Origin of the sequence: Streptomyces sp. NPDC048441 (genome assembly GCF_043200235.1) — a bacterium.
Classification (GTDB): domain Bacteria; phylum Actinomycetota; class Actinomycetes; order Streptomycetales; family Streptomycetaceae; genus Streptomyces.
The window spans coordinates 118,573-142,020 of record NZ_JBICXM010000020.1 but is presented as its reverse complement, the minus strand read 5'-3'; the positions used below and the strand labels follow the sequence as shown (position 1 = coordinate 142,020).

19 protein-coding genes are annotated in these 23,448 nt (G+C 70.6%); 11 read left to right on the top strand and 8 right to left on the bottom strand.

The genetic code is table 11. The features are described 5' to 3' along the window. Window positions 1-177: 177 nt before the first annotated feature. The 4 genes from ACGFSB_RS35245 to ACGFSB_RS35230 form a co-directional block, all read right to left on the bottom strand. Entirely contained in the window at window positions 178-2,928 is a 2,751-nt protein-coding gene (locus tag ACGFSB_RS35245; protein ID WP_393408013.1) for a BTAD domain-containing putative transcriptional regulator, read from the bottom strand. Between the two features lie 191 nt (window positions 2,929-3,119). Then, window positions 3,120-3,380: a DUF6223 family protein gene (locus tag ACGFSB_RS35240; protein ID WP_393408010.1), complete on the bottom strand. Its 261-nt coding sequence runs from the start codon at window positions 3,378-3,380 to the stop codon at window positions 3,120-3,122. 99 nt (window positions 3,381-3,479) lie between these two features. Continuing rightward, window positions 3,480-5,555: an ABC transporter ATP-binding protein gene (locus tag ACGFSB_RS35235; protein ID WP_393408007.1), complete on the bottom strand. Its 2,076-nt coding sequence runs from the start codon at window positions 5,553-5,555 to the stop codon at window positions 3,480-3,482. Further along, entirely contained in the window at window positions 5,552-7,489 is a 1,938-nt protein-coding gene (locus ACGFSB_RS35230; protein ID WP_393408004.1) for an ABC transporter ATP-binding protein, read from the bottom strand. The genes ACGFSB_RS35235 and ACGFSB_RS35230 overlap by 4 nt, the downstream gene beginning before the upstream one ends. A gap of 141 nt (window positions 7,490-7,630) precedes the next feature. On the opposite strand from ACGFSB_RS35230, the gene ACGFSB_RS35225 reads away from it, so the two are divergent. The 4 genes from ACGFSB_RS35225 (at window position 7,631) to ACGFSB_RS35210 (ending at window position 11,273) form a co-directional block, all read left to right on the top strand. Next, window positions 7,631-8,533, top strand: a complete 903-nt coding sequence (locus ACGFSB_RS35225; protein ID WP_393408001.1) for an ABC transporter ATP-binding protein — start codon at window positions 7,631-7,633, stop codon at window positions 8,531-8,533. Then, a complete protein-coding gene (locus tag ACGFSB_RS35220; protein ID WP_393407998.1) occupies window positions 8,530-9,318 on the top strand; it encodes an ABC transporter permease in 789 nt (262 codons plus the stop codon). The genes ACGFSB_RS35225 and ACGFSB_RS35220 overlap by 4 nt, the downstream gene beginning before the upstream one ends. Window positions 9,319-9,397: 79 nt before the next feature. Next, complete coding sequence (locus ACGFSB_RS35215; RefSeq protein WP_393408066.1) at window positions 9,398-10,636, top strand: sensor histidine kinase; 1,239 nt, start codon at window positions 9,398-9,400, stop codon at window positions 10,634-10,636. After that, the gene (locus ACGFSB_RS35210) at window positions 10,626-11,273 is read left to right on the top strand and encodes a response regulator (RefSeq protein WP_393407995.1); all 648 of its coding nucleotides are present in this window, start codon (window positions 10,626-10,628) and stop codon (window positions 11,271-11,273) included. Before ACGFSB_RS35215 ends, ACGFSB_RS35210 begins: the two co-directional genes overlap by 11 nt. Window positions 11,274-11,339: 66 nt before the next feature. Here ACGFSB_RS35210 and glgX read toward each other — a convergent pair whose 3' ends face one another. After that, the gene (glgX, locus tag ACGFSB_RS35205; RefSeq protein ID WP_393407992.1) at window positions 11,340-13,685 is read right to left on the bottom strand and encodes a glycogen debranching protein GlgX; all 2,346 of its coding nucleotides are present in this window, start codon (window positions 13,683-13,685) and stop codon (window positions 11,340-11,342) included. Window positions 13,686-13,919: 234 nt separating this feature from the next. On the opposite strand from glgX, the gene ACGFSB_RS35200 reads away from it, so the two are divergent. From ACGFSB_RS35200 to ACGFSB_RS35170, 7 genes are all read left to right on the top strand, one after another. Beyond that, entirely contained in the window at window positions 13,920-15,119 is a 1,200-nt protein-coding gene (locus tag ACGFSB_RS35200) for an Ig-like domain-containing protein (protein ID WP_393407989.1), read from the top strand. Between the two features lie 158 nt (window positions 15,120-15,277). Next, window positions 15,278-16,519, top strand: coding sequence for an Ig-like domain-containing protein (locus ACGFSB_RS35195; protein WP_393407986.1), 1,242 nt, complete (start codon window positions 15,278-15,280; stop codon window positions 16,517-16,519). 67 nt (window positions 16,520-16,586) lie between these two features. Beyond that, window positions 16,587-17,357, top strand: a complete 771-nt coding sequence (locus tag ACGFSB_RS35190; protein WP_393407983.1) for an enoyl-CoA hydratase/isomerase family protein — start codon at window positions 16,587-16,589, stop codon at window positions 17,355-17,357. 296 nt (window positions 17,358-17,653) lie between these two features. Continuing rightward, window positions 17,654-18,157 carry an ATP-binding protein gene (locus tag ACGFSB_RS35185; RefSeq protein WP_393407980.1) on the top strand — a complete coding sequence of 168 codons (504 nt, stop codon included), beginning with the start codon at window positions 17,654-17,656 and terminating at the stop codon, window positions 18,155-18,157. Between the two features lie 414 nt (window positions 18,158-18,571). After that, a complete protein-coding gene (locus ACGFSB_RS35180; RefSeq protein ID WP_393407977.1) occupies window positions 18,572-19,351 on the top strand; it encodes a polysaccharide deacetylase family protein in 780 nt (259 codons plus the stop codon). Further along, the gene (locus ACGFSB_RS35175; protein WP_393407974.1) at window positions 19,351-20,553 is read left to right on the top strand and encodes a YncE family protein; all 1,203 of its coding nucleotides are present in this window, start codon (window positions 19,351-19,353) and stop codon (window positions 20,551-20,553) included. The genes ACGFSB_RS35180 and ACGFSB_RS35175 overlap by 1 nt, the downstream gene beginning before the upstream one ends. Before the next feature lie 109 nt (window positions 20,554-20,662). Beyond that, on the top strand, window positions 20,663-21,214 hold the full coding sequence (locus ACGFSB_RS35170; protein ID WP_393407971.1) for a glycoside hydrolase family 25 protein: 552 nt from the start codon (window positions 20,663-20,665) through the stop codon (window positions 21,212-21,214). A 16-nt stretch (window positions 21,215-21,230) separates the two neighbouring features. On the opposite strand, the gene ACGFSB_RS35165 is transcribed toward ACGFSB_RS35170, so the two are convergent. From ACGFSB_RS35165 to ACGFSB_RS35155, 3 genes are read right to left on the bottom strand one after another with little or no spacing between them, the layout of a single operon-like run. Further along, window positions 21,231-22,034 carry an NADPH-dependent F420 reductase gene (locus ACGFSB_RS35165; protein WP_393407968.1) on the bottom strand — a complete coding sequence of 268 codons (804 nt, stop codon included), beginning with the start codon at window positions 22,032-22,034 and terminating at the stop codon, window positions 21,231-21,233. Then, on the bottom strand, window positions 21,988-22,458 hold the full coding sequence (locus ACGFSB_RS35160; RefSeq protein ID WP_393407965.1) for an ABA4-like family protein: 471 nt from the start codon (window positions 22,456-22,458) through the stop codon (window positions 21,988-21,990). The genes ACGFSB_RS35165 and ACGFSB_RS35160 overlap by 47 nt, the downstream gene beginning before the upstream one ends. Beyond that, window positions 22,455-23,396 (bottom strand): hypothetical protein, encoded by a 942-nt coding sequence (locus ACGFSB_RS35155; protein WP_393408063.1) that lies wholly within the window; start codon window positions 23,394-23,396, stop codon window positions 22,455-22,457. The genes ACGFSB_RS35160 and ACGFSB_RS35155 overlap by 4 nt, the downstream gene beginning before the upstream one ends. Window positions 23,397-23,448: the final 52 nt, after the last annotated feature.

The window sequence follows — 23,448 nt, the reverse complement described above, 5'->3', positions numbered from 1 at the left end:
GAGGTTCCCCCGTGCGGTGGTGGATGCGGGGCCGGCCGGTCGTTCCCGCTGTTGACACCAGACTGACCGCCCCCGCTGGCGTTCCGCTCACGCACCGCTGACGCCCCGCTCACGTGGGTGAATCCACAGGTCAGAGGGGTGGACTCGGCTGCTGCGGGTTTCGGCGTGGCGCGGTACTCACGTCCGGTCCGCAAGGCGCACCATCGCCGTGTCGTACCGCGCCCGCAGCCCCACGTCCGCCGACACCCGCAGCAGCGCGCCGAGCGCGCGTACCGCTCCCTCGTCGTAGCCGGACGACTCCGCCTCGTCCGCCGCGCGTTCCAGGCGGCGGATGCCCTCCGTCTCGTCGCCGAGGCCGAGGAGCGCCTCGCCCGCTGCCGTGAGCAGCAGGACGCGGGCCGCCGCCGATCCCTCCCCGGGCGGGCCCGCGAGGGCCAGCGCGGTGAGGGACGTATCGAGGGCCGACTGCCACTGTCTGGTGTCCAGTTGATGCCGGGAGAGGTGGTGCAGGGCCAGGCGTTCGGTGTGCCGGTCGCCCGCCTCGCGCGCCAGCTCAGCCGCGTGTACGCACCCTTCGGCCGCCTCCTCCGGGCTGCCGAGAGCCCCCTGGACGAGCGAGAGATTGATCAGCGCCGTCGCCTCGCCGTGCAGATCGCCCGTCCGGGCGGCGATCACGGTGGCCGCCTCCAGATGGGCGAGGGCCTCGTCCGTGCGGCCCTCCTCCGTCAGTACCCAGCCGAGCAGGGCCAGGACCCGGCCCTCGGCTCGGGCGTCGTCGTCCGCTCGAGTCGCCCCAAGTGCCTTCTCCAGAAGGGGAGTCCAGTCGTCACGGACCCGCCACACCATTTGTGGCCACAGACCGAGGACGAGCCGCCACGTCCTGCCGTGCAGCCCGGCGGCGTCCGCCGCTGCCGCCGCGAGGATCAGGTCGTCGCGTTCGGCCGCGTACCACTCCATGGCTGCTCCGCGGTCCTCGAACTTCCGTATCGCATGCGGCGGGTGGAAGTCCGAGGGCAGCTCGAAGCACGACTCGTCGCTGGGCTCCGCCGCGTCCGCCGCGGCCAGCGCGGTGGCCACGCCTTGGTCGAGCATCCGTACCAGGGCGTCGGGTCCTGCCTCCAGGCCGCGCGCGTACAGCCGTACGAGATCGTGCAGTGTCCAGTGCCCCGACGCGGTCCGGGTGACGAGATGGGCCGCGGTCAGCCGGTCGAGTGCGGCCTCGGCCGCGTCCGGGTCCGTGCCCGCGAGGGCCGCCGCCGTATAGCGGTCGACATGCGTGCCCGGGTGGCGGCCGAGGTGCGCGAAGTGGTGCGCGACCTCGTCGGGCAGCCTGCGCACGGTGAGCCGGAGCGCCGCCCGTACGCCCGTGTCCTCCACGTCGAGCAGGCTCAACCGGCGTGATTCGTCGGCCAGTTCGGTGCTCATCGCGCGCAGCGACCAGTCCGGCTGATCGGCGAGGCGGGCGGCGGCGACCCGGAGCGCGAGGGGGAGACCGCCGCACAGCTCCACGAGCCGCCGGGCACCCACCGCCTCCGCGAGGACCCGCTCCTTGCCGAGCACCGCGGCGAGCAGGGCCGTGCTGTCGTCCGGTTCGAGTACGTCCACGGGGACGGGGCGCGCGGCGTCGGAGGCGATCAGACCGCGCAGGCGGTAGCGGCTCGTGACCACGGTGACGCAGCGGGTGCCGCCCGGCAGGAGCTCTCTGACCTGCTTGGAGCCGCGCGCGTTGTCGAGGACGACGAGGAGCTGACGGTCGGCGGCCAGCGAGCGGTACAGCGCGGAGGCGCCGTTCGCCGACTCGGGTATCCGGCGCGGCGCGATCCCGAGGGCGAGGAGGAACTCGCGAAGGACCTCGAGGTGGGTCGGCTCTCGCGTGTCGCTGAAGCCGCGCAGGTCGGCGTAGAGGAGGCCGCCGGGAAACGCGGCGCGGTTGCGGTGCGCCCAGTGCACCACGAGGGCCGTCTTGCCCACGCCCGCGGGTCCGGTGACCAGACAGACGGGAGCTTCACCGGCGGCGGCACGGGAGAGCGCGGTGAGTTCACCCGTACGCCCGTGGAAACCGCGGGGCATACGGGGCAGCAGGTCGACCGTGTCCGGGGGGAGCGAGGCGGCGGGGCGCTGCGGGGGTACGGGTATGGGTGCGGGCGCGGGTGGCGGGGCTGGAGCCGCGGCTTCCGTCTCGACGTCGCCATCGCCGCGCAGGGCCACCCCGTAGGCGTCCGCCAGCTCGCGGCCCGGGTCGACCCCCAGTTCGTCGGCGAGGAGCCGCCGGGTGCGGTGGAACCAGTCGAGCGCCTCCGAGCGGCGCCCCGCGCGTTGCAGCGCCCGCATGAGCGCGGCGGCAAGGGATTCGCGCAGTGGATGGGCCTCGGCCTCCGCGCGGAGCACGGCGGCGGCCCGGTTGTGTTCGCCGAGGCGTGCGTAGGCCGCGGCCAGCATCTCCACGGAGGCGAGGCGGAGTTCATCCAGCGCATGCGCGGCGGCCTGGAGCGGCGGGCTCGGACAGGCGCCGCTCAGCGCGGGCCCCTGCCACAGCGAGAGCGCCTCCTGATACATCGCCACGGCGTCGGCGGGCGCGCGCTGGCTGCGGGCCAGCGTCACCAGCTCCTCGAAGCGGTGGGCGTCGAGGAGACTCTCCGGCATCCGCAGGACGTACGACGTGCCCTGCGTGACGAGCTCCACGCCGAACACCTCGGCGTCCGCTCCGGCCAGCAGGACCCGCAGCCGTGAGACGTGCCCCTGGATGACACCGCGGGAGCGCGGCGGCGGTTCGTGGTCCCACAGCGCGGCCGCCAACTGGTCCACAGGAACGGGGCGGTTGGGCCGCAGCAGCAGTGCGGCGAGGAGGCTGCGCCGCTTGGCGGGGCCGAGCGGCAGTTCGCCGGTCTCGGTGGCGACGGAAACCGCTCCGAGCAGCCGGAACTCCACTGGCGCATCTCCTTCTGGGGGAAAAGTCCAGATTACCGGAGGTGCCTGTGCGGTCCGAGCTGCGGTCTGCCCCACCGCTCGCGCGGCGCCTGCGCATCGTCCGTGCGGCGGCCTGCCCCTTGCGGTGGCTGCGCGCACGCCGTGATCCGTCGGTCAGGCCGTGATCCGTCGGTCAGGCCGTGATCCGTCGGTCAGGCGGTGGTCCGATCGGCCGAGATGCCGGCCCGGCGCAGGCGGGTCAGCGCCAGGCGGCCGAGGAACATGCCGCCCAGCCCCACCGGGACGGCCGCGACGGCGCCGACGAGCCCGTTCCCGGTGCCTGGGCCCCCGCTGGAGGTGGCCAGGTGCAGCACCGCCAGGAGCGTCCCGGCCGAGCCCGCCGCGATGGCCCATATCCCGCCGGTGCGCGTTCTGTCGGCGCCCTTCCGGCTTCCGGGCGTGACCGCGCCCAACTCGTGATCCCTGCCTACGAATCCGGCCTCGTGACCCCCCGCGCTCGCTAAAAGTCGACAACCGACCGCTCACGAAAACGCGGAACCCGGAGCGGCGCACTACCCCACCACGCTGTCCCGCCAAGCCCGGTGAAGATCCGCGAACGACCCTCTCCCCGCGATGAGTTCATCCGGAGTGCCGTCCTCCAGGACGCGCCCGTGCTCCATCACGAGCACCCGGTCGGCGATCTCCACCGTGGAGAGCCGGTGGGCGATCACGACGGCGGTGCGGCCGCGCAGCACCGTGTGCATGGCGCGCTGCACGGCCCGCTCGCCCGGGATGTCGAGCGAACTGGTCGCCTCGTCCAGGATCAGCACCGCCGGATCGGCGAGCAGCGCCCGCGCGAAGGCGACGAGCTGGCGCTGCCCGGCGGAGATGCGGCCACCCCTCTTGCGTACGTCGGTGTCGTAGCCGTCGGGCAGCGAGGCGATGAAGTCATGGGCGCCGATCGCCTCGGCCGCCTGCTCGATGTCCTCGCGGGTGGCGTCCGGGCGGCCGATGGCGATGTTCTCGGCGACGGTCCCGGAGAAGAGGAAGGCTTCTTGCGTCACCATGACGACACCCCTCCGCAGCTCGGCGTTGGCGAGGTCGCGCAGGTCGACCCCGTCCAGCAGGACGCGGCCGTCCGTCGGGTCGTAGAAGCGGGCGAGCAGCTTGGCGAGCGTGGACTTTCCGGCCCCGGTGGAGCCGACGACAGCGACGGTCTGCCCGGCGGGCAGCGTCAGGTCGAAGCGGGGCAGGACCTCGCCGCCGGTCCGGTAGGCGAACCGCACGCTCTCGAAGCTGACCTCGCGGCCGGGGTGTTCGGAGGCGAGGGCGGGCAGCGGCCGGGCGTGGTCGGGGCGGGGCTCGGGCACGGAGGGGGTCTGGGCCAGCAGCCCGGCGACCTTCTCCAGAGAAGCGGCGGCCGACTGATAGGCGTTGAGGAACATCCCGAGCCGGTCGATCGGGTCGTACAGGCGCCGCAGATACAGCACGGCCGCGGCGAGGACACCGAGCGCGAGGGTGCCGTCCGTGACGCGGTAGGCGCCCCACAGGACGATGCCCGCGACGGCCGTGTTGGCGACGAGCCGGGAGCCGACGACGTAGCGGGCCATCTCCAGCATGGCGTCGCCGTTCGCGCGCTCGTGATGGCGGTTGAGCGCGCCGAACTCCGCCTCGTTGGCGCGTTCGCGCCGGAAGGCGCGGACCGGCCGGATGCCGTTCATCGTCTCGGCGAACTTCACGATGACGGAGGCGATCGCGGTGGACCGCTTCCCGAAGAGGGGCCCTGCGCGGTGCTGATACCGGCGGATGAGGAGGTAGAGCGGCACGAACGACACGACCGCCACCGCGCCGAGGCCCAGGTCGAGCCAGAGCAGCATCGCCGAGATGTAGACGAAGGACAGGACGACGGTGATCAGCTCTTCCAACCCCTCGCTGAGGAGTTCCCGCAGGGATTCCATGTCGGTGGTGGACCGGGAGATGAGCCGACCCGATGTGTACCGCTCGTGGAAGTCGACGCTGAGGGCCTGCGCATGGCGGAAGATCCGCCCGCGTAGATCGAGCAGCACGTCCTGGTTGACGCGGGCGGAGGTCACGATGAACGCGTACTGGAACGCGCCGGACGCGGCGGCGCAGATCAGATAGCCGATGCCGATCGCGACGAGCGGCCCGTAGTCGTCGGCACGGACGGCGGGCACACCGCTGTCGATGGCGTAGGCGACGAGGAGGGGACCGCCCTGGACGGCGGCCTGCTGGAGGAGAAGCAGGACGGTCGCGACGATGACGCGACGGCGCAGCGGCGAGAGCAGCGAACGGAGCAGGGCGGCGGTGGCGCCGGGGGGCGCGGGGAGGGTGTCCTTGTCGAAGTCGTCGGTGGGGCCGGTGGGTCCGGTAGAGCTGGTGGGTCCGGTGTCTTCGGTGGCGGAGGGTGCTGCGGGGTGGCCCGGTGGGTGAGTGGTGCGCTCCCCGTCCCGGCTGCCCTGTTCGGTACGGGTGCCTGCCCGGGGACGTTCGGCCTCTCCCGCGTCGGCACCCTGCCCGGCCCGGCTCTCCTCCTCGGAGTATCCGTGCTCCCCGAGGTGCTCCTCCCGCGCCGGGTCCGTCGGATCCGCCGGACCTGTCGTCCGTGACGCCGGTGTCGATGCGGTCATCGTGCGCCCTCCCCATCCACCGCCGGGTCCACTTCCCCTGGTGTGGGGGTGACCCGCGTCTTGATCAGTGTGTGTGCGGACGCCGTGCCCGCCTCCGCCCGTTCGCCCACGGACACCCGGTCCGCCACCCCTGTCGCGGGAGCGACCCCCGCCCCCGACATCAGCCACGCGTACTCCGCGTTCCCCCGCAGCAGCTCCTGGTGCGTGCCCACCGCGGTGATCCTGCCGTCGGAGAGCAGGGCGACGCGGTCGGCCAGTTGGACCGTGGAGGGGCGGTGGGCGACCACTAACGCTGTGGTGTCCCGAAGGACGCGGCGCAGGGCCGCTTCCACCAGGGCCTCCGTGTGGACGTCGAGTGCCGAGAGCGGGTCGTCCAGGACCAGGAAGCGGGGGCGGCCCACCACCGCGCGGGCCAGCGCCAGGCGTTGGCGCTGGCCGCCGGAGAGACTCAGGCCCTGCTCGCCGACCTGGGTGGCCGTGCCCTGCGGGAGCGCGTGGACGAAGTCCGCCTGTGCGACCTCCAGGGCGCGCTCCAACTCCGCGTCGCCCGCGGCCTCTTCGGCACCCATCAGGACGTTCTCGCCCACCGTCGCGGAGAAGAGGGTGGGCTCCTCGAAGGCGACCGCCACCAGCGTGCGCAGCCGCTCGCGGTCCATCCCCGTGATGTCCTCGCCGTCCAGCGTGATGCGGCCCCCGCTCACCTCGTGCAGCCGTGGCACCAGTGCCGTCAGGGTCGTCTTGCCGCTGCCCGTCGCGCCGACGAGCGCGAGGGTCTCGCCGGGGCGTATGTGCAGGTCGATCCGGTCGAGGGCGGGTGGTGCGTCGGGCGGTGCGTCCGGATAGCGGAACTCCACGCCGTGGAAGCGGATTCCGGCGGCATCGGAGGTTTCTCCGGAGGTGACGGCCGCCGCGGAGGACTCCGGCTCCGCGTCCATCACCTCGAAGTACCGCTCCGTGGCTGTCGCCGACTCCTGGCTCATCGCGAGCAGGGCCCCGATCGACTCCACCGGCCAGCGCAGCGCCAGCGCGGTGGAGAGGAACGCGACCAGCGTGCCCGTCGACAGGTCGCCGTCCGCCACCCGCACCGTCCCGAGGACCAGTGCCGCGCCGATGGCGACCTCCGGCAGCGACATGATCACCCCGTAGATCGCCGCGAGCAGCCGCGCCTTGACGAGCTCCGTGCCCCGCAGTTTGTGCGAGAGCTCGCGGAACGCCCGGGCCTGGCTGCGGTGGCGGCCGAAGCCCTTGATGATGCGGATGCCGAGCACGCTCTCCTCGACGACCGTCGTCAGATCACCGACCTGGTCCTGCGCCCGCCGCGCCACGGCCATGTACCGGCCCTCGAAGTAGGCGCAGACGATCACGAGCGGCACCAGGGGAGTGAGCAGCACGAGCCCGAGCGTCCAGTCCTGCGCCACCAGGATGACCATGCCGACCACGATCGTCGTCCCGTTCACCACCAGGAAGGTCAGCGGGAAGGCGAGGAACATGCGCAGCAGCATCAGATCCGTCGTGCCGCGCGACAGCAGCTGGCCCGAGGCCCACCGGTCGTGGAAGGCCACCGGAAGCCGTTGCAGATGGCGGTAGAGATCCGCCCGCATCGCCGCCTCGACCGAGGCCAGCGGCCGTGAGACCAGCCACCGCCGGAGACCGAAGAGGAGCGCCTCCGCGACACCGAGGAGGAGCAGGAGCAGCGCACCGAGCCAGACACCCGCCAGGTCCCGGTCCGCCACCGGGCCGTCCACGAGCCACTTCAGCACGAGGGGGAAGACAAGCCCCGTACAGGAGGCGAGGACGGCGACAAACGCCGCGCTGAACAGGCGAGTTCGCACAGGGCGTACGTACGGCCACAGCCGCAGCAGCGTCCGCGCCGCGGACCCTTTCCGGGCTGGTTCCTCGACTGGTTCCTTGGTCGGTGCATCTGGTTTCGGCATCAGGAGCGAGCCTACGGTTGGCCACTGACAGAGCCCACCGAGTTTTGGCGAAGTCGTACCCCTCCATCAACCGATCGGTTGATGCCCCTTCGAGCGCGATGGGCGATGCCAGGACCCCGGCCCACCGGCGACGCTCGACTCATGCCCATCATCGAAGTGCACGACCTGCGCAAGGCCTACGGCGGCCGGGCCGTCGTCGACGGAGTCTCCTTCGCCGTCGAGGAGGGCGAGATCTTCGGCATCCTCGGACCGAACGGCGCGGGCAAGACCACCACCGTGGAATGCGTCGAGGGGCTGCGCGTCCCCGACGCCGGTACCGTCCGCGTCGCCGGGCTCGACCCCGTCGCCGACCACGACAAGGTCACCCAACTCCTCGGCGCCCAGCTCCAGGAGAGCGAGCTGCAGGGGAAGCTCACCGTGCGCGAGGCGCTCGGTCTTTACGCCGCGTTCTACCCGAACCCCGCCGACTGGCGCCCCCTCGCCGAACGCCTGCGCCTGACCGACAAGCTGGACAGCCGCTTCGGCAAGCTCTCCGGAGGACAGAAGCAGCGCCTGTTCATCGCGCTCGCGCTGATCGGGAACCCGAAGGTCGTCGTGCTCGACGAGCTGACCACCGGTCTCGACCCGCGCGCCCGCCGTGACACCTGGCAGCTCATCGAGGACGTACGCGACAGCGGCGTCACCGTCCTCCTCGTCACCCACTTCATGGAGGAGGCCCAGCGCCTCTGCGACCGCATCGCGGTCATCGACCAGGGGCGGATCGCCGCGCTCGACAGCCCGGCGGGCCTCATCAGCCGGGCCGCCGGGTCCACCGTCATGTCCTTCACGCCCTCCGCGCCCCTCGACGAGCGGGAACTCACCGCCCTGCCGCGGGTGACCTCCGTCGACCACCGCGACGGCCGCTACACCCTGAGCGGCACCGACGAGACCGTCAACGCCGCCATCACGCTGCTCGCCCGGCACCACATCACCGCACACCAACTCCGGGTCTCCGACGCCACGTTGGACGACGCCTTCCTCGACCTGACGGGAGCCACGGCATGAGCGCCGCCACCACCGCCGTCGCCGCACCGCACACCACGGCGAAGAACAAGGCCTCGTCCGCCGTCCTCAAGGCCGAGTTCCGCCTCTTTCGCCGCGAGCCCGGCGCCCTCTTCTGGATCATGGTGTTCCCCACGGTCCTCCTGGTGGTCCTCGGCTCCATCCCCTCCTTCCGGGACACCGACGCCTCACTCGGCGGCATCCGCCTCGTCGACGCGTACGTCCCCGTGACGGTGCTGCTCTCCCTGATCATGGCGGGGCTCCAGGCCATGCCGCCGCTCATCACCGGCTACCGAGAACGCGGCATCCTGCGCCGCATGTCCACCACGCCGGTACGCCCCTCCGCCGTGCTCGGCGCGCAGATGGGCATCCACGGCACGGCCGCGCTCGTCTCCGCCCTGCTCTCCCTGACCGCGGGCCGCCTCGTCTTCGACGTACCGCTGCCGCGCCAGGCCTTCGGATACGCGCTCGCGCTGCTGCTCGCGATCCTGTGCGGCCTCGCACTGGGTGCCCTCGTGTCGGCCCTCTCCCGCACCACGAAGGCCGCGAACGCGATCGGCTCGGCCGTCTTCTTCCCGATGATGTTCAGCGCGGGCGTCTGGCTCCCGGTGCAGGCGATGCCGGACGGCCTGGCCCGCATCGTGGAGGCCACCCCGCTCGGCGCCGCGGCCCAGGCCCTGGGCGACGCGGCGGCCGGCGACTGGCCGGGCCTCTCCCACCTCGGCGTGCTCGCGCTGTGGACCGTGGTCCTCACGGCGGGGGCCACACGCTGGTTCCGGTGGGAATGAGTGGGAACGAGGTGAGGGCGTGGCCGACACTGGGACCGTGAGTACGAGTACGAGCACGAGCACGGCGGATGCCACGAAGATGATCGAGCAGCGTTGGGGCCAGTTCCACCTCTGGGGCCCCTACGTCCTCCTCGGGTTCGGCGTGCTCATGTCGGTCGCCACGAGCGGCGTCGTCGGCATGGGCCGCGACGACTGGTACGTGGCCTGGACGCTGGTCGGCGCCGGTCTCGTGCTCCAGGCGTGGTGGGGCGTCCTTGCCCGCTCGCGGCCGGGTCCCTCGCCCGCGGGAATGCTCTACTACGCCGTGCGCTGGGCGATCGCCTTCGTCCTCACCTGGATCAACCCCTTCTTCGCGTTCTACGCCGTCGTCGGCTACTTCGGCGCTGAGCGGCTGCTGCCCCCACGCCTGGTCAAGCCAGGCCTCTTCGCCACCGCCGTCATCATGGCGGGCTCCCAGTCGGGCGGTCTTCCCCCGGACGGCGACCTGGGCTGGACAGTCTTCGGCGGGCTGCTCGCGGTGAACATCGCGCTGCTCGCCCTCTTCGCCCACCTGGCGGTGCAGGAGGACGAGCGGGCCCGCGTCCAGGCCGCCACCATCATCGAACTCGAGCACACCAACACGGCCCTCCAGCAGGCCATGGACGAGAACGCCGCCCTGCACGTCCAACTCCTCGTCCAGGCGCGGGAAGCGGGCGTCGCCGACGAGCGGCGCCGCCTCGCCGCCGAGATCCACGACACCATCGCGCAGGGCCTGACCGGCATCATCGCCCAGCTCCAGGTCGTCGCGAACGCGGGCGACGACGACCTGGCCCGCGAACACCTGGGCCGTGCGTCCGCCCTCGCCCGGCACAGCCTCGGAGAGGCCCGCCGCTCCGTCCACAATCTCTCCCCGACGGCACTGGAGCACGACGCGCTCCCCGAAGCGCTGGAGAAGACGGTCGCGGAGTGGTCCGAACGCACCGAGGTCCGCGCCGATTTCACGGTCACCGGATCCCCCGAGCCGCTGCACGAAGAGATCGAGGCGACACTCCTGCGCATCGTCCAGGAGGCCCTGTCCAACGCCGCACGCCACGCGGCAGCCACCCGCCTCGGCGTCACCCTCTCCTACATGGCGGGCGAGGTCACCCTGGACGTGCGCGACGACGGCCACGGCTTCGACCCGCTGGCCACGATCCAGCGCACCGGCTCCGGCGGCTTCGGCCTCGACGGCATGAGGGCCCGCGCCGAGCGGGTCGCGGGGTCCCTCACCGTCGAGTCGGAACCGGGCGGCGGCACGGCGGTGTCGGCTCGCGTACCGTTGGTCCGCCATGAGCACTGAAGCCGAACCGATCACTCCGATCACTCTCCTCATCGTCGACGACCACCCGGTCGTACGGGACGGCCTGCGCGGCATGTTCCAGTCGGCGCCCGGCTTCGAGGTGCTCGGCGAGGCCGCCGACGGCGTCGAGGCCGTCGGCCTGGTGGAGCGCCTCGACCCGGATGTCGTCCTGATGGACCTCCGTATGCCGGGCGGCAACGGCGTGGAGGCGATCGCCGAGCTCACCCGGCGGGGTTCCCGTGCCCGGGTCCTCGTCCTCACCACGTACGACACGGACTCGGACACGCTGCCCGCGATCGAGGCGGGCGCGACCGGCTACCTCCTGAAGGACGCGCCCCGCGACGACCTGTTCACCGCGGTCCGCGCGGCGGCCCAGGGCCGCACGGTTCTCTCGCCCGCCGTCGCGTCGCGGCTCGTCTCCCGCGTGCGCGGCCCTGGCAACGAACCGCTGAGCACCCGCGAACGGGAAGTGCTCGCGCTGGTCGCCAAGGGCACGTCGAACCGTGCGATCGCCGTCGAACTCTTCATCAGCGAGGCCACGGTCAAGACGCATCTCACCCACATCTACGGCAAGTTGGGCGTCAACGACCGCGCCGCGGCCGTCGCGACGGCGTACAGCCGCGGCATCCTGAGCTAATTCCGGGCCCCGTAGGGGCGCGGGGAACTGCGCGCCCAGCCACGACGCACCCGCGCTTGACGGTACCTACATCCGAACCCGCAGCAACAGCACAGACCGCGCCCCCACAGTGACCACAGCCCCCGCGGAGTGCAAGATGCCAGGCGCGGCCCGCTGCTCCTCCAGGGAGGTATCCACCACCACTTCGTACGACTCGGCCCAAGGCGCCCCCGCCAGCAAAAAGCTCCCCGGACGGTCCGCCGCGTGGAGGATCGCGAGGAAGCTGTCGTCGACGATCGGCTCGCCCCGCACGTCACGCCCCGGTATGTCGCGGCCGGACAGATACATGCCGAGCGTCGCGGCCGGCGCGTACCAGTCGGCCTCCGTCATCTCCCTGCCGCTCGCGGTGAACCACGCCAGGTCACGGAGCCCGTCCGCCGAGTGCGCGCGCCCGGAGAAGAAGGCCCGTCGCCGCAGCACCGGATGGGCGTGCCGCAGCGCGATCAGGCGGGACGTCAGCGCGCACAGCGCCGCCCACCCGGGGTCATCGAGGAGCCCCCAGTCGACCCAGCTGACCTCGTTGTCCTGGCAGTACGCGTTGTTGCTGCCCCCTTGCGTACGCCCCATCTCGTCGCCCGCGACCAGCATCGGCACCCCAGTGGACAGCAACAGCGTGGTCAGCAGATTCCGCAGCTGCCGCCGCCGCAGCCCGGCCACCCGTTCATCGCCGGTCTCGCCCTCCACGCCACAGTTCCAGGACCGGTTGTCGTCCGAACCGTCCCTGTTGCCCTCTCCGTTGGCCTCGTTGTGCTTCCGCTCGTACGACACCAGGTCCCGCAGCGTGAACCCGTCGTGCGCCGTCACGAAGTTCACCGACGCGTACGGGCGCCGACCACCCCAGGCGTACAGATCGCTCGAACCCGAGAGCCGGTAGCCGAGATCCCGCACATCGGGCAGCGCGCCCCGCCAGAAGTCCCGTACCGCATTGCGGTAGCGGTCGTTCCACTCCGTCCAGAGGGGAGGGAAGGCCCCCACCTGATAGCCCCCGGACCCCACGTCCCACGGCTCGGCGATCAGCTTCACCCGCCGCAGGACCGGGTCCTGCGCGATCACCGCGAGGAAAGGGGACAGCATGTCGACGTCGTGGAAGGAACGCGCGAGCGCCGCCGCCAGATCGAAGCGGAAGCCGTCCACCCCCATCTCGGTCACCCAGTAGCGCAAGGAGTCCGTGATCAGGCGAAGGACGTGCGGCTGCACCACCTGGAGCGTGTTCCCGCAGCCCGTGTAGTCCGCGTACCGCCGTGCGTCGGACGGCTGAAGCCGGTAGTAGCCGCGATTGTCGATGCCCTTGAGCGACAGCATCGGGCCCAGCTCGCCCGCCTCCGCCGTGTGGTTGTAGACCACGTCGAGGATCACCTCGATCCCGGCCTCGTGCAGCGCCCGCACCATCCGCTTGAACTCGCCGACCTGCGCACCCGTCGTCCCCGATGCCGCGTACGCGGCGTGCGGGGCGAAGTAGCCGATCGAGTTGTAGCCCCAGTAGTTCCTCAGGCCCCGCCTCAGCAGATGGTCCTCGTGCGCGAACTGGTGCACCGGGAGCAGCTCCACCGCCGTCACACCGAGGCGTACGAGATGGTCGATCGCCGCGGGATGCGCGAGGCCCGCGTACGTCCCCCTGAGTTCTTCGGGAATCCCCGGGTGCAGCTTCGTGAAGCCGCGTACATGCACCTCGTAGATGACCGAGTCCGCCCACGGCGTCTTGGGGCGCCGGTCGTCGGCCCACTCGTCGTCCGACGTGTCGTCGTGCACGACCACGCCCTTGGGGACGTACGCGGCCGAGTCCCTGTCGTCCCGCACGGTGTCGGCCACGTGCTGCTGCGGCCAGTCCCGGACGTGCCCGTACACCTCGGGCGGCAGGCCGTACGCGGCGAAGTCGCCGTCCACCGCGCGTGCGTACGGGTCGAGGAGCAGCTTCGCCGGGTTCCAGCGCGCGCCCGTCCACGGGTCCCAGCGGCCGTGCACGCGGTAGCCGTAGCGGCGGCCGGGACGGACACCCGGCACGAAGCCGTGCCAGATCTCGTGGGTCAGCTCGGTCAGCGGGCAGCGCGTCTCGACGCCCTCGTCGTCGAAGAGGCAGAGCTCGACGGCCTCGGCGCCCCCCGCCCACAGCGCGAAGTTGGTGCCCGCGACGCCGTCGGGCCCCACTCTGAACCGCGCGCCGAGCGGCGTGGGCGCCCCCGGCCACACGGGCAGGCCGGGGTCGTCCGGAGCGGCCCGCGTCGCGGTGCGCGCTCCGGTCGGCGTCGACTGCGACGTAGGCGCCGACGCCGACGCCGATGTTCCGTTTACGGCGGCTGGCTCCCCGGCCCCGGAGGCCGCGCCCGTACCGCGCCGCGCACCTCTGAGTGCTTCCTGTTCGGCTGCGCTGGACACCCATCCGCCTCCTGCGGCTCGACCCCTGCCGCGTCCCGGCGGCGGAGGCTTACCAGACCGGACGACGCGAGCGGAGCCGATGGCTTGCCGATGGCTCCCGCGCCGTCCTCCTCACTGTTCTGCCCAGCGTGTGCGTCGCACTCACGTTTCCCCAGGAGGGGGACGGTCGTTGGGACGGACGTGAGACAGGTAGCGAGGCGCGCACGGCGCGCAGGGGCCGCGCTGGCCGCCGTAATGACATGGGCAGGACTGCTGGCCGGAGCCGCGGGGTGCAGCGGTGACGGCGGTGGCATCGACCGTCTGATGGGCAAGCCACGGTCGCCCGCCGACGCGATCCGGGTGACTCCGGACGACGACAGCAAGGGCGTCAAGGGCAAGGAACGGCTCCGGGTCGAGGTCCCCGACGGGCGCCTCGAATCGGTGCAGGTCGTCCGGGTGCAGGACGCCCGGGAGGAGCCGGTGCCGGGCCGCATCGACGAGGACGGCACGACATGGAAGCCGCTGGACGAAGGTGAACTGGCGCTCGCGGCGAAGTACTCGGTGGACGCCGTCGCCCTCGACGGCCACGGCCGCCGCTCGGCCCGGCACACGACGTTCACGACGTACGTCCCCGAGGAGCGGTTCACCGGCTATGTGACACCGGAGAACCGCTCCACGGTCGGCACCGGCATGATCGTTTCCCTGGAGTTCAACCGGGAGGTCGAGAACCGCGAGGCCGTCCAGCGCGCCATCAGCGTCACCGCGAAGCCGGGCGTCGACGTACGGCCGCACTGGTTCGGCGACACCCGCCTGGACTTCCGCCCGGAGAAGTACTGGAAGCCCGGCACGAAGGTCACCGTCGACCTGAGCCTGCGCGACGTCCAGGCGGCGCCCGGCGTCTACGGCCTCCAGGACAAGAGCTTCTCGTTCACGGTGGGCCGCAGCCAGCAGAGCCGGGTCGACGCCGCCGAGCACACCATGGAAGTACGCCGTGACGGTGAGGTCCTCTCCACGGTGCCGATCACCGCTGGGGCTCCCAAGACCACGACGTACAACGGGAAAATGGTGGTCACGGAGATGCTGGAGGTGACCCGCATGAACAGCCGCACCGTCGGCTTCGGCGGCGAGTACAACATCCCCGATGTCCCGCACGCGATGCGCCTGACGACGTCCGGCACCTTCCTGCACGGCAACTACTGGTCGCCGAACGCCCCCGGCAACACGAATGTCAGCCACGGCTGTGTGGGCCTGCGCGATGTGAAGGGCGGGAGCTCGGAGACCCCGGCCGGGTGGTTCTTCGACCGGAGTCTGATCGGCGATGTGGTGGAAGTCGTCAACAGTGAGGACAAGGAAGTCGCTCCTGACAACGGTCTCGGTGGCTGGAACATGAAGTGGAAGGACTGGACGGCACCGCCCGGAGCCGTGCCGGAGGCCAAGCCCGGAGGCCGTCGCTGAGGCAAGGCCCGTACCACCTGCGCAGTTGGGACTGAACGGTGACATTGGCGGGGAGTCATCGGTCAGGGCCGTGTGGTTATCTAGCGCAGGCGCGTGTCTGTGCGCGCAGATGCACTGGGGTGCGGGCCTGACCAGGCCGTGCGAGGGGAGACAACATCGTGAACGGGCGACCGATATCGGGGACGTCGGTTGGTGCGCGGGGGCGCGCGCAGCGACGGGGCGGCAAGGGCCTCATCGCGGTGGCATCGGGTGCGACGCTGCTGTTGGTCGCGGCGTGCGGCGGTGGCGGAGGCGGTTCGGATGCGGGCGACGGCAAGGCCAAGGCCGACAAGAACGCACCGTCGACGGCCGTCGTGACGGTGGCGCCGAAGGACGGCGCCGACGCCGTGGCCACCAGCGGCGCCCTGAAGATAGCCGCCGACAAGGGCAAGCTGTCGAACGTCAAGGTCGAGGACAGCAAGGGCAATCCGGTTCCTGGCAAGATCGCCTCGGGCGGCGGCACGTGGACTCCGGCGCATCACCTCGCGGCCTCCACGAAGTACAAGGTCCACGCGATCGCCGAGGACTCCGAAGGACGTGAGTCGGCCAAGGACACGTCGTTCACGACGCTGACCCCGAAGAACACCTTCATGGGGCAGTTCACGCCGGAGGACGGCTCGAAGGTCGGCGTCGGAATGCCGTTCTCGGTCCACTTCACGCGGGGCATCACAAGCCCGGAGGCCGTCGAGAAGGCCATCGAGGTCAAGACCGAGCCGTCCGTGCCGGTCGAGGGCCACTGGTTCGGAAACGACCGCATCGACTTCCGCCCCGAGAAGTACTGGAAGGCGGGCACGAAGGTCACCGTCAACCTCAACCTCGACGGCGTCGAGGGCAGGAACGGGGTCTACGGCAAGCAGGCCAAGACCCTGAAGTTCACCATCGGCCGCAGCCAGGTCTCGACCGTCGACGCCAAGTCGCACCAGATGAAGGTCGTCCGGGACGGCAAGCAGATCAAGAAGATCCCGATCACCGCGGGTGCCCCCGGCACGACGACGTACAACGGCCAGATGGTCATCAGCGAGAAGCTCCAGGTCACGCGCATGAACGGCGACACCGTCGGCTTCGGTGGCGAGTACGACATCAAGGACGTCCCGCACGCGATGCGCCTGTCCAACTCGGGCACCTTCCTCCACGGCAACTACTGGTCGGGCGGCGCCTTCGGCAACACGAACGCCAGCCACGGCTGCATAGGCCTGAGCGACGTGCGCGGCGGCTACAGCAAGAAGACGCCCGCCGGATGGTTCTTCGACAAGTCCCTCGTGGGGGACGTCGTCGTCGTGAAGAACTCCGCGGACAAGACGATCCAGCCCGAGAACGGCTTCAACGGCTGGAACATGTCCTGGGAGAAGTGGAAGGCCTGAGCCTTCCTCCGGCCCCGGCCCCGGCCCCGGCCGCACGGTCATGCGAGGCACGGCTAACGTGCCTCGCATGACATCTGTGCATCTCGAAGTCGCCGATGGCGTCGGCACCATCCGCCTCGACCGCCCCCCGATGAACGCGCTCGACATCGCCTTGCAGGACCGGCTCAAGGAGCTGGCCGAAGAGGCGACCCGACGCGACGACGTACGTGCCGTGATCATCTATGGCGGCGAGAAGGTGTTCGCGGCGGGCGCGGACATCAAGGAGATGCAGGACATGGATCACACGGCGATGGTCGTGCGGTCCCGTGCCCTGCAAGACTCCTTCACCGCCGTCGCCCGCATCCCCAAGCCCGTCGTCGCCGCCGTCACCGGTTACGCACTCGGCGGCGGCTGCGAGCTCGCGCTCTGCGCCGACTTCCGCATCGCCGCCGACAACGCCAAGCTCGGCCAGCCGGAGATCCTGCTCGGCCTGATCCCCGGCGCGGGCGGCACCCAGCGCCTGGCCCGTCTGGTCGGCCCCTCCAAGGCCAAGGACCTCATCTTCACCGGCCGCATGGTGAAGGCCGAAGAGGCGCTCACCATCGGCCTCGTGGACCGCGTCGTGCCCGCCGCCGAGGTGTACGAGCAGGCGCACACGTGGGCCGCGCGGCTGGCGAAGGGTCCCGCGCTGGCGCTGCGCGCGGCCAAGGAGTCCGTGGACGCGGGCCTGGAGACGGACATCGACACCGGGCTCGCGCTCGAGCGCACCTGGTTCGCGGGTCTCTTCGCCACCGAGGACCGCGAGCGGGGTATGCGCAGCTTCGTCGACGAGGGTCCTGGCAAGGCCAAGTTCCTCTGATTCCCGGGAAGCACCCCGCCAAGTACCCCTGGAAGAGGATCAGTTGACGCCGCATCAACATGCGTGTCCCTCGAAGGGGCGGATTATGCGTGACTTAAGAGAACCTTAAGCCTTGCTTGTTGAGGGCGGTAAGTGATCACCCGTAAGCGGGTAGTCATCGCAGGTCAGTAGGGGTGTCGTAGGTCCTTAACTGCCAGCGGCATATGCCTAGTCGGCTCCCCGGAATGGATGGTTCCGGGGGGCTTATTCCGCCGGAACGGCCCCGGAGAGCGCTCTGTGCGGCCATGATGGGGGGCATGGCGGGGCTGGAGGGTATCGAACAGCCGCGGCGGCACGGGAGTGCGACCGCGGCGCGCTGGTCGCCGGCGGTTGAGGACGAACACGCGCTCAAGGCGCTGGAGTTGTTCGGCAATCCGACGGACGCGGAGGTTCCGCTGCCGTCGCGCCCGGAGTCTGCCGCCATCGCGCGCAGGCTCACCCAGGTCGTCGTGCTCCGCCACTGGGGCCTCTCCCCGAAGCTGACCGAGGACGCGGTGCTCCTCGTCTCCGAACTCGTCGGCAATGCGGTGCGGCACACCGGTGCCCGCGTCTTCGGGCTGCGGATGATCCGGCGGCGCGGCTGGATAAGGATCGAGGTGCGCGACCCCTCGCGCGGTCTGCCCTGCCTGATGCCCGTCCATGAACTCGACCTCAGTGGCCGCGGCCTCTTCCTGGTCGACAAACTCTCCGACCGGTGGGGCGTGGATCTGCTGCCGCGCGGCAAGACGACGTGGTTCGAGATGCGGGTCGCCGACCGCTGAGAGTCGAGCGCATCGACCGCTGAGAGTCGACCGCTGATACGCGAAAGCCCCCGGTCGCCGGAGTGCGGCATTACGGGGGCCTGCGCGGAGCGCCGTGAACAGTTGGGGTGTGGTCCACGGCCGCTGATGACGACCTGAGCCCGGGTCAATGGGGGTCGCGGCTCCGACTATGGCAGACGGGGACCTGTGCTCCAAAAGTTCCTATCCGGTCATAGTGGTGTAAATTGCGACAGCTCAAAGGTGAATCCTTGGTGAGATGGGACACCCGCCTGGTAAACGCTGGTTAAGTTGTGGCTGTGACAGGTGATCCGCAAGGGTCCGCAAGGTGTCCGCCGCTCTCGGCGCCTCCGACCCGCAGGGCCTGAAAGCCGGGCAATCAGCGTGTTTTACCCCCTTATCCCATTAAATGGCCGAGTGATCGAGACTGACCGCCGTGGCGCCCTGCGCACCTGCACCGGCCTTGTCGTCACCGGGGCGCTCGCCACCGGGTGCGCCACGACCGGCCCCGCCCCCACGCGTGAGCGACCCGCCGCACCGCCCAAGGCCCCCCGCGCCGCACCGGCCGCCGCCCCCGCCCCCCGCCGCTTCCCCGGCCTGCCCGACCAGATCGCGCACAGCCCCCGCGGCCGACCCCAGGTCGCGCTCACCTTCCACGGTCAGGGCGACCCGGCGATCGCGCGCTCCCTGCTCGCCATCGCCGAGAAGGCGGACGCGAGGATCACCGTCCTCGCCGTCGGCAGCTGGCTCGACGAACACCCGAAGCTCGCCCGCCGCATCCTCGACGGCGGCCACGACCTGGGCAACCACACCCAGCACCACCTCACCGTCAACGAGATGTCCGAGGCCGACGCCTACGCGGAGATCACCGGCTGCGCCGACCGCCTCCGCCGCCTCACCGGCTCCATCGGCACCTGGTTCCGCCCCTCGCGCGCCGAGACCGCGACCCCCCTCGTCGCCCGCCTCGCCCATCGCGCGGGCTACCCGCACGTCCTCTCGTACGACGTCGACTCCCTCGATTTCACCTCGCCTGGCGCCCCGGCCGTCACCCGCAAGGTCGCATCAGAGGTGCGCGCGGGTTCCGTCGTGAGCCTGCACTTCGGGTACGCGGACACGGTCGCCGCGCTCCCCGCCGTCCTGGAAGACCTTGACCGCCGCGGCCTGCGCGCGGTGACGACCACGGAGTTGCTGACCTGATGACCCTGCACCTGAACCTCACCCGGCGCACCGGAGCGGTCATCGCCGCCGGTGCCGTCGTCGCCGCCGCACTCGCCGGCTGCGGCGGCACCGACGGCGACGACCGTGCGGACGAAGCCCTCGGCACCAAGGGCATCCAGAAAGCGGCAAAACCCAAAGCCAAGGTGGTGCCGGGCCTCCCCGGTATGCCACCCGTCCTCGACCGGAAGGACGTCTACGCGGCGGACCGCCCGAACAAACTCTCCCCGGTGGTCAAGGACTTCCCCTCCCGCATCTACGTCCCCAACACCACGTCCAACACGGTCTCGGTCATCGACCCCAAGAAGTACCAAGTGATCGACACGATCGACGTGGGCGTCCAGCCCCAGCACGTCGTCCCCTCCTGGGACATGAAGACGCTCTGGGTCAACAACAACCGCGGCCACACGCTCACGCCCATCGACCCCAGGACCGGCAAGGCGGGCAAGCCGGTCGATGTGCACGACCCGTACAACCTCTACTTCACGCCCAACGGCAAGTACGCGATCGTGATGGCCTCGATGGACCGTGAGCTGGTCTTCCGCGACCCGCACACCATGAAGAAGATCAAGACCGAACCGGTCAGCTGCTACGGCGTCAACCACGCCGACTTCTCCGCGGACGGCCGCTACTTCATCGTGTCCTGTGAGTTCTCCGGCGAACTCCTCAAGGTCGACACGGAGAAGATGAAGGTCGTCGACCAGCAGAAGCTGCCCTTCGACGGCGCCATGCCGCAGGACGTCAAGGTCTCGCCCGACGGCAAGACCTTCTACGTGGCCGACATGATGGCCGACGGCATGTGGGTCCTGAGCGGCGACAAGTTCGACAAGCCGAAACTCCTGCACACCGGCAAGGGCACCCACGGCCTGTACGTCAGCCGGGACTCGCGCGAGATGTACGTCTCCAACCGGGGCGAGGGCACGATCTCCGTCTTCGACTTCCCCAAGAACAGACTCACCAAGAAGTGGAAACTCCCCCAGGGTGGCAGCCCCGACATGGGCGGCGTCTCGGCGGACGGCAACACGCTCTGGCTCTCCGGGCGTTACGACTCCGAGGTGTACGCCATCGACACCCGCACCGGCGTCCAGACCGCCCGCATCCCGGTAGGCGGCGGCCCGCACGGCTTGGCGGTGTACCCGCAGCCCGGCCGCTATTCGCTGGGCCACACGGGGATCTTCCGCTGAGCTGCTCAACGGCTGCTGTTCAACGGTTGACCACAGCGGCCACCGGGCACGAGAAGGGTAGATCGACCAGTCCGACCTGCCCTCCCCTCTGCCGCTCAGGAGGCCGCCCGTGCTCAAAGGCATCGACGTCAGCTCGCACCAGTCCACCTTCGACACGGACGGCCGCTCCTTCGTCATCATCAAGTCGACGGAGGGCCGTTCGTACGTCAACCCAAGACTGACCGCACAGGTGAAGCGGGCGCGGGACGGCGGCTGTGTGGTGGGCTTCTACCACTTCCTGTGGCCGGGGAACATCACGGCGCAGGCCGAGTACTTCGTCAGCAAGTCCCCTGAGAAGTCAGGGGACTTGCTGGCAGCGGACTGGGAGTGGACGGGCGAGCACACGCGGGCGAGCAACGCGGAGAAGGACCGTTTCATACGAGAGGTGAAGCGGCTGCGGCCGAACCACCGGGTTCTCTTGTACGCGAACCGCGATTTCTGGCTCAACCACGACACCACGTCCTACGCGGGCGACGGTCTGTGGATCGCCGACTACGTCACGGCGGGCAAGCCCCGCATCAAGGCGAAGTGGCTGATCCATCAGTACACGTCGACGCCGCTGGACAAGAACGTCGCGGACTTCGACAGCGAGGACGACCTTCGGGACTGGGCGACGCCGTAGGTCCCCCCCGGCGGGGTCAGGCCAGCCACTCCGCCGTGCGCTCGCGGGACGCCGAGTCCAGCGCCTTGCGGACCGCGTCCGTGTCCGACGCCAGGCCGTACACCGGAGTGCCCGGCTGCTGGCGCCACGACTCGTCCTGTCCGCCCGTGTCGACGGTGTCGAAGCCGATCGCGTCGATGAGGTCGCGTACGACCTTCTTGGCGTCCTCGTCGTCGCCGGACACCGGAAGAGCGACGCGGCCGGGGGTGCCCTTGGGCTGCGGCTTGTCGAGGATGTCCTGGGCGTACGTGCCGTTGAAGGCCTTGATCACCGGGTGGCCGATCTGCTGCTCGGTCCAGCGGCTCTCGGTCAGGCCGTCCTCGATCTCGGCGATCTTGCCGTCGCGCTGCTGCGGGTAGTAGTTGCCGGTGTCGATGACGGCGACGCCCTCGGCCGCGCTGTCCAGGAAGCCGGACGGCAGGTTCGGGACGGCCTTCAGCGGGATGGTCACGACCACGACCTGGGCACCCCGTGCGGCCTCCTCGACCGTCACCGGTGTCGCGCCGGTCTCCGCGGCGAGGTCGGTGAGGGTCTGCGGGCCACGGGAGTTCGCGACGGAGACGTCGTGGCCGAGGGTGGTGAGGCGCCGGGTGAGGTTGCCGCCGATGTTGCCCGCGCCGATGATGCCGATCTTCATGACTCGCCCTTCCGGGGTTGGTTCGCTGGTCTCGTAGCGGAGCCAACCTCCGGAACGGGTGAAGTATTCCGGAGGTCCTGGAGCGCGCTGCCGTCGATCAGCGTGGCACGGAGCCTGAGCCCACCAGCGGCCGCGGCTGATCACGGTTCGCCCGCACGGTCCGCATGGCCCGCAACAGCAGGAACAGGAGCAGTCCGAACGGTGAGAGGAGAATCGTCAGGACAAGGAGCGGCCCCATCACCAGCGGATGGATGCCGATGCGCCGTGCCTCGCGGTACATCCACTGCCCGATCAGCAGATCCCAGGCGATGACCTGAGCCCAGATCGCGCCCGCCCCGTTGGCGAGGACGAGCAGTTCGCGGAACCCGTCGATGTCCGGACGGCTGACGGCGGCCCAGAGTTCGGGGAAGACGGGCAGCGCCATCGCGAGGTAGACGGCGAGGATCGGTACGACGGTGAGGGGTGAGGCGGCGATGCGGGCCGTCGTCCGCCACCCCGGCGCGAAGATCATGAGCAGCCAGACCGGGGCGGCCAGGTAGAAGGAGAGTTCGAAGAGGAATCCGGTCATCGCACAAGCTCCTTGTGGGCTGCTTCGCCGTCATCGCTGTCGGCTGCTCGAACTCGAACTGGGCGCCTGCCGCGGCCGGTCGGGTCGCGCAGGGCTCCGTACGCGCCTGCGGCCGTGACGCCGATGATCAGCCCCGCCGCCGTCAGCGTCGCGCCGTCCGGGTGGTTGAGCGGCTGGCCGCGCAGGGCCTGCCAGGTGACCAGGGCGAAGACGGCCGCGTACGAAGTCGAGGCGAGGAGTACGAGCCGCAGCCGCACGTGCTCGTCGGCGAGCCGACGGAATCGGGGGCGCGCCGTGAGCGCCGTCAGGCCCATGAGCAGCAGCGGGAGCAGCTGTAGCGCGTGCATACCGACGAAGTGCGGGATCCGCAGATCGCCGCCGGTGGTCGACCAGCCGGTCAGCGGCATGGAGGGGCCGCCGTCCGGTACGCCCACGCTGTGCGCGCCGACGATGGGGGAGGTGCCCCGCTGCTGGCCGGGCGCAGGCTGGGTCATGAGGAACCCGACGGCGGCTCCGGCGAGGGCGATGACGATCCCGGAACGCATCGCCCAGGCGGAGGCGCGGTCGGCGATGCGGGCGCGAAGGAGCAGGATCGCGATGAGCAGAGTGCCGAGCCACAGGATGACGACGGTGACGGCCATCGCGTTGAACAGGGCTTCGTCGAACGGGGTCTGGTGGTTGAAGTGGCTGCGCTTGCCCCGCACCACCTGCCCGGTGATGATCACCATCTCGATGAGGCTCGACGCGGCGACGACTGTGCCTGCCCACCAGCCTGCCCGTCGGCCCCGGTCGAGCAGCGAGAGCAGCCAGGCGAGCGAGAGTCCGTACGCGACGAACGAGACCGAGAACTTGAACGGCTTGAACCAGATCGGCGAGCCGACGAGGACGCGGTCGTCGACGATCAGTCCGATGCCGGACACGACGGCCAGGACGGCCATGGACGCGGAGAACGCGACGAGCGGCCGATGCCATAAGCGCCATGAAGACACA